The 6,361-nt window shown below is 70.9% G+C and carries 5 protein-coding genes; all 5 read left to right on the top strand.

The genetic code is table 11. The features are described from left to right. The first annotated feature begins 13 nt into the window (after positions 1–13). Positions 14–1,417, top strand: a complete 1,404-nt coding sequence (locus C5E06_RS06000; RefSeq protein ID WP_104306304.1) for an HtaA domain-containing protein — start codon at positions 14–16, stop codon at positions 1,415–1,417. A 147-nt stretch (positions 1,418–1,564) separates the two neighbouring features. Beyond that, positions 1,565–3,022 (top strand): hypothetical protein, encoded by a 1,458-nt coding sequence (locus C5E06_RS06005; RefSeq protein WP_104306305.1) that lies wholly within the window; start codon positions 1,565–1,567, stop codon positions 3,020–3,022. Between the two features lie 60 nt (positions 3,023–3,082). Beyond that, entirely contained in the window at positions 3,083–4,312 is a 1,230-nt protein-coding gene (locus tag C5E06_RS06010; protein ID WP_104306306.1) for a hemin ABC transporter substrate-binding protein, read from the top strand. A gap of 14 nt (positions 4,313–4,326) precedes the next feature. Continuing rightward, positions 4,327–5,505 carry a FecCD family ABC transporter permease gene (locus tag C5E06_RS06015; protein WP_374953223.1) on the top strand — a complete coding sequence of 393 codons (1,179 nt, stop codon included), beginning with the start codon at positions 4,327–4,329 and terminating at the stop codon, positions 5,503–5,505. Continuing rightward, positions 5,502–6,361: heme ABC transporter ATP-binding protein (locus C5E06_RS06020; protein ID WP_104306316.1), on the top strand; the 860-nt coding region annotated here is incomplete at its 3' end. The genes C5E06_RS06015 and C5E06_RS06020, both read left to right, overlap by 4 nt.

The raw sequence follows: 6,361 nt of genomic DNA on the forward strand, positions 1-6,361 counted from the left end.
CTCAGGAGAACTCATGACAGCAGTGCAAGAACGGACGGCTGGTCGGTCGTCTGTGCTGGCTCGCGGTGGCGCGACACTCGCCGCGGCAGGCCTCATCGCGGCGGGCCTCGGCCTCGGCGCGGCACCAGCGTCAGCCGCGGAAGGCGACGCAACCGTCGAGAACGTCTCGTTCTCGTGGCAGCTCAACGACGAGACCGGCGGCGGCGCCTACTTCGGCGGCTGCAACTTCCTCGTCGCCGGTACGGCAGGCGACACGGGATCCTCCCGTCTCTGGACCGAAGCCGACGGCTTCTACAAGGCTGCGGAGGGCAACGTGACCATCACGAAGCCGAACGCAGCCGGCGAGCAGATCGCCCCCACCTGGGGCACCAAGTGCCAGAACGCGGCAGGCGCGGCCGTCTCCCCATCACCCGCTTCGACGACCAACAACCGGGTCAACTTCGCGGCGGGCGCTGGAACCGTCAACCCCGCAACCGACACCGGCACCATCTCGTGGGACGGCGACTTCACGATCGTCTTCTACGGTGGCCTGACGTACTGGACGGTCTCCGACCCAGTGCTCGACGTCGTGAACGGAGTCGGAACGCTCACGGGCACCGCCTCCGGATACGGCACGTCGATGGAGGACATGTCGCAGTGGGTCCCGATCGCACCAGAGACGATCGACCTCGCGACGTTCGACGGCGTCGACGTCACCGCGACGGGCATCGAGGTCTCGACGCCCGACTACCTGGGCGTCGAGGTCACCACGGCCGGATCGCCGCAGAACACCACGGCCGCGACGTGGGGCTCCTTCCCGCAGTCGCTCGTCGACTTCAACGCCAAGACGGGCCAGTCGTCGTACTGGTACTCCTCTGGTGGCGCGGCTGACCCGAAGAAGGTCGCGAAGGGGTTCTCCGCGAGCTACGCGGAGATCGCAGCACCCGAGGTTCCCGGCACGCCGGACGGCAACGTGGAGGTTGTCATCCCCGAAGCCGCAGTGACACCGGTCGACCCCGAGACGGGGTCCTTCTCGTGGGCCTGGGCTGACCAGAACGGCGCCGACCTCGGCACCGCGGTCCAGACCGGCGACACCTTCGTCGCCAACGGCTCGATCAGCGACGTCGCGGTCACGGACACGCGTGCCGGCGGCACCGCGTCCTACGGCTGGACGGTCTCCGGCCAGTCGAGCGACTTCAGCAACGGCACCGACTCGATCTCGGCTGCGAACCTCGGCTGGGCTCCTGAGCTCATCGCGGGCAACGCCGCGAACGTGACCGCTGGTTCGGCGGCGACGGGCCTCAACACGGCGCAGCTCCTCGCGACGTCGAACGCCGCCGCGAGCGCAACGCTCGGTGCGGACCTCACGCTGACGGTCCCCACCACAACGCAGCAGGGCGCGTACTCCGCCACGCTCACCATCTCGGCCATCTCCTAGGGGCCGAGGAGTGCGCGGGAGCCCACCAGGCTCCCGCGCACTCGCACCCCGCTGCACGAGCATCCGCCCTCGCAGCACCCCCGCTCCTCCGCATCGCTCGCTCGCTCCGCCGCGGCCCCGCCGCGAGGGCCCCACGTAAGGGACCACATGGCTCTCCCCATCCGCCTCCGCACCCGCGCCACAGCATCCGTCGTTCTCGCGACCTCGCTGCTGGCGCTGCTGTCGTTCGTCGCGCCTACCGCGGCGCAGGCTGACACGGCGCAGCCGCCCGCGTGGAGCATCGACACGGTCGACGGCGACCGGGGCTCCGGGCGACCCAACTTCACCTACGACGTCAACCCTGGCGACGTCATCGCCGACTCCATGACCGTGACCAACACCGGGCCAGGCGCGCTCGAGCTCACGATCTACGCGGCCGACGCGTTCACGACCGCGACGGGCGCCGTCGACATCCTCGAGAACGGGGAGCCGTCGGTGGATGCGGGCACCTGGGTCGCCCCCGGCACAGGCTCGGTCTCCCTCGAGCCGGGGGCGAGCATCGACGTGCCGTTCACCCTCACGGTGCCAGCGGATGCGACGCCAGGCGACCACTCCGCCGCGATCGTCGCCTCACTCCTCCCCGGCGACTCCACCGACCAGGTCAAGGTCGAGCGGCGTCTCGGACTGCGCATCGACATGCGCGTGAGCGGAGAGCTCGCGCCCACCGCCGAGATCCGCAGCCTCGCGACCGACTGGGGTGCCGCTGGCGTCAACCCCTTCGGCGGCGGCACCACCACCGTCAGCTACGAGCTCGTGAACACCGGCAACGTGCGGCTCTCGTCGCTCGAGGATCTGCGCCTGAGCGGCATCGGCGGGGCCGCCGGAGTCGCGATGACCGGCGGCGAGATCCCCGAGCTGCTCCCCGGATCGGCGGTCACGATCACGCGCGAGATCACGACGGGCGCCATCGGTCCGCTCACCGGTGCCCTCACCGTGTACCTGCAGCCCGTCGGAGCCTTCACGGACGTGCCCGTCGCCGTCACGGCCGACCTCTCGGCGTTCGCTCTGCCCTTGTCGCTCGTCATCCTCGTCGTCCTGATGCTGGTTGCCGCGGCTGGCATCGTCTTCTGGTTCTGGCGTCGCCGTCGGCTCGATCTCCTCGTGGCCGGCTACGACTCCGAGGCGGCGCCGGGCGCCGAGCGGCTCGCCCCTCCCCGGACTGGGGGCCAAGCGGGAGGCGCGGTGCTCGCGGTCATCGCCGGGATCGCCCTCGCCCTGGCCACCGGCATCTGGAGCCCGACGCCCGCCGTCGCGGAGCCGGCCCCCACCGCCCCGTCGGGCATCGTCGAGGTGACCATCCCGGCGCCGACGGTCGCGCCCACCCCGACGGGCACCCCGACGAGTACCGCAGCGCCGACGACCGTTCCGAGCACCGGTCAGAGCATCGCGCCGGCGCTCAGCCCAGGAGCGAGCACCGGGATCGGGCCGGGAACCGGGGCGGCGGGCGGAGGCGCGGGACTCGCCAGCACCGGCACAGAGACGCTCGCGATCGCCCTCGGCGTCGGCGCCCTCGCGCTGACCGCTGGCATCATCCTGCTGCTCCGCCGCAGGGGGCGCGCCGGCTGAGCCGACCAGAGCGCGCATCCACGCGCATCCACGACCTGACGACACACGACCGAGGAACCCATGTCACTGCCACGCACGCTCCGCCGCTTCCGCCGCTCGACGATCCGTCGCGCCGGCTGGGCAGCGCTCGCCGTGGTCGTCGTCTCGGTGCTCTGGGTCAACGGGTTCCACAACATCGGCACCGCCAACGGCGCAGGCAGCGAGCAGTGCGTCTCGCAGCCCGTGCAGGCCGACCCCGTGGCCCCCCTACTCCCGCAGGTCACCTCCGCGGAGCTGCCGGAGCCGCGCAGCATCGCCGGCCCGACCACCGCGTACACGCAGACCGCGGCGATCAACCCCGTCACCGACGCGGCCACCGCCGTGCAGCAGCTGCCGACGACGTTCACGAGCTCCGACGGCGCCACGACGACCGTGACCGACACGACGCGCATCCTCGCCATCAACCAGAACGGCGGCCTCGCCGCAGCCGTCATCGGCCTCGGCTTCGGCTGCAACCTCATCGGGCGCGACACCGCCACCGACATCACGAAGCTCATGCCCGGCAACGAGCAGCTGCCGCTCGTCACGCAGAACGGGCACGAGCTCAACGCCGAGTCGATCCTGCAGCTCGCCCCGACCGTGGTCGTGACCGACGCCTCCATCGGGCCGTACGACGTGCAACTGCAGCTGCGGCAGGCGGGCATCCCCGTCGTCATGGTGCCCATCGCCTACGAAGACGGCGTCGACGGCGTCGCCCCGCAGATCCAGTTCGTGGCGGATGCCCTCGGCGTGCCGGCGCTGGGGGAGAAGCTCTCCGAGCGCACCCAGGCCGAGATCGGCACGACCATCCAGCAGCTCGGCACGATGGCGCCCACCGACCCGGACAAGAAGCCACGAGTGGTGTTCCTCTACCTGCGCGGCAGCGTCTACTACTGGTTCGGCGCAGGGTCGGGCGCCGACTCGATCATCCAGAGCATCGGGGCGCGCGACGTCGCGACCGAGGTCGGCTTCGCCGGAATGTCGCCGACCAACGCGGAAGCGCTCGTGCGTGCCGCCCCCGACGTGATCATCGTCATGACCCTCGGCCTCGCCTCCGTCGGCGGCATCGACGAGGCCGTCCAGCTGCCCGGCATCGGGCAGACCCCAGCAGGAGCCAACAAGCGCATCGTCGACATGAGCGACTACGAGGTCATGAGCTTCGGCCCCCGCACCGCCTCCGTCCTCGCGGCACTCGGCACCGCGATCTACGCGCCAGACCTCGCCTACGTGCCAGAAGCGGACCCCGCCGCCAGCACCGGAACGGGCGAATGATGAGAGATGCACACGTGAGAACGGCAACACCGCCAGACACCAGCCCACCGGCCGCACCCCAGCAGCCCCAGCGCCGCCGCCTCCTCGACGGGGCACAGGAGCGGGCACGGCGACGCGCCGAGCCGGTCGCCGAGCCGAAGGATGCGCCGCCCCGGACCAAGAAGGCGCGAGCGTCGCTGCTCGCAGCCGTGCTCACGATCCTCCTCATCGCGGGCTGCCTCGTGTCGGCGATGATCGGCCAGCTCTACATCCCGCCGCTCGAGGTGCTCGGCTTCCTCCTCAACCAGGTCGGCATCGACGCCCTGCCGGGCCCGAGCCACGAGTTCGGGGCTGCTGCGCTCGCGGAGGTGCGCTTCCCGCGACTCGTGCTGACCGTGCTCGTCGGCGCTGCGCTCGCCGTCGCCGGCGCGCTCATGCAGGGCATCTTCGGCAACCCGCTCGCCGAGCCAGGCTCGGTCGGGGTCTCGGCCGGTGCAGCAGTCGGCGCGAGCTTCTCGATCCTCTTCAGCCTCACGTTCCTCGGGCCCTTCACGACGCCGACGTTCGCGTTCGTCGCCGGCCTCATCACGACGTTCGTCGTCTACTCGCTGTCCCGCTCAGGCCGACGCACCGACGTCATCACGCTCATCCTCACGGGAGTCGCCGTCAACGCCGTCTGCGGTGCCCTCATCGCGTTCATCACCTTCAGCGCCCCCACGCAGGCGCGCGAGCAGATCGTTTTCTGGCAGATGGGCAGCATGAACGGCTCGCGCTGGGAGCAGGTCTGGCTCGTCGCGCCGCTCATCATCGTCGGGTGCATCCTCGCCATCGGCATCGGCCGCCAGCTCGACCTGCTGTCGCTCGGCGAGAAAGCGGCCCGCCACGTCGGCGTCAACGTCGAGCGCGTGCGGCTGCTGGTCATGATCTACGTCGCCCTCCTCGTCTCGGCCGCCGTCGCCTTCGCCGGCATCATCGCCTTCGTCGGGCTCGTCGTGCCGCACATCATCCGCATGATCATCGGCCCGTCCCACCGGGCGCTGCTGCTCTGCTCAGTGCTCGGCGGCGCGCTGCTGCTCACGATCGCCGACCTCGGCGCGAGGACCCTCGTCGAATACGCGGACCTCCCCATCGGCATGCTCACCTCGCTCATCGGCGGGCCGTTCTTCTTCTACCTCATCCGGCGCAGCCGGGCCAAGGGTGGTGCGTGGTCGTGATCGGATCCATCCTCAGGAACCCCATCCGCAAGCCGCGCGCCACAGCGCCAGGCGATGTGGTGCTCTCCGTGCGCGACGTGAGCGTCGACTTCGGCGAGCGCACCGTGCTCGAGGGACTCGACCTCGACATCCGCGCCGGGGAGGTGCTCGCCCTCGTCGGCCCGAACGGCGCCGGCAAGTCGACGCTCATCAACGTCATCACGGCCGACGTGGATGCGCGCAGCGGCACCGTCGAGATCGACGGCCTCCCCAGCTACGCCTGGACCAACACTGAGCTCGCCATGCGCCGCGCGGTGCTCCTGCAGCAGGTCGACATCGCCTTCCCGTTCTCGGTCGAGGAGGTCGTCGACATGGGCCGCGCGCCCTGGCAGCAGGTCAGCGAGCGCGACCGCGACGACCTCATCACGGCGGGCGCGATGCGGCGCACCGACATCGACCGCTTCGCCGACCGCCACTACCCGTCACTGTCCGGCGGCGAACGCGCGAGGGCCGCGCTCGCGCGAGTGCTCGCCCAGACCGCCTCGGTCATGCTCCTCGACGAGCCGACGGCCGCTATGGACATCAAGCATCAGGAGATGGTGCTCGACCTCGTGCGCAGCTACGCGAGCACCGGATGCGCCGTCGTCATCATCGTCCACAACCTCGACCTCGCCGCCGCCTACGCCGACCGCATCGCGCTCCTCAGCCGCGGCCGCATCGTCGCCGACGGGCCGCCCGCCGACGTGCTCACGGCTGAGCTCATCTCGCAGGTGTACGAGCACCCCGTCCACATCCTCGAAGACCCCATCACCGGGTCGCCGATCGTCGTCCCCAAGCGCGCCCGGGAGAAGCGGCTGGCCGTTGGGGTGGTGGCGGT

Source organism: Pseudoclavibacter sp. RFBI5 (assembly GCF_002931395.1).
Lineage (GTDB): Bacteria > Actinomycetota > Actinomycetes > Actinomycetales > Microbacteriaceae > Pseudoclavibacter.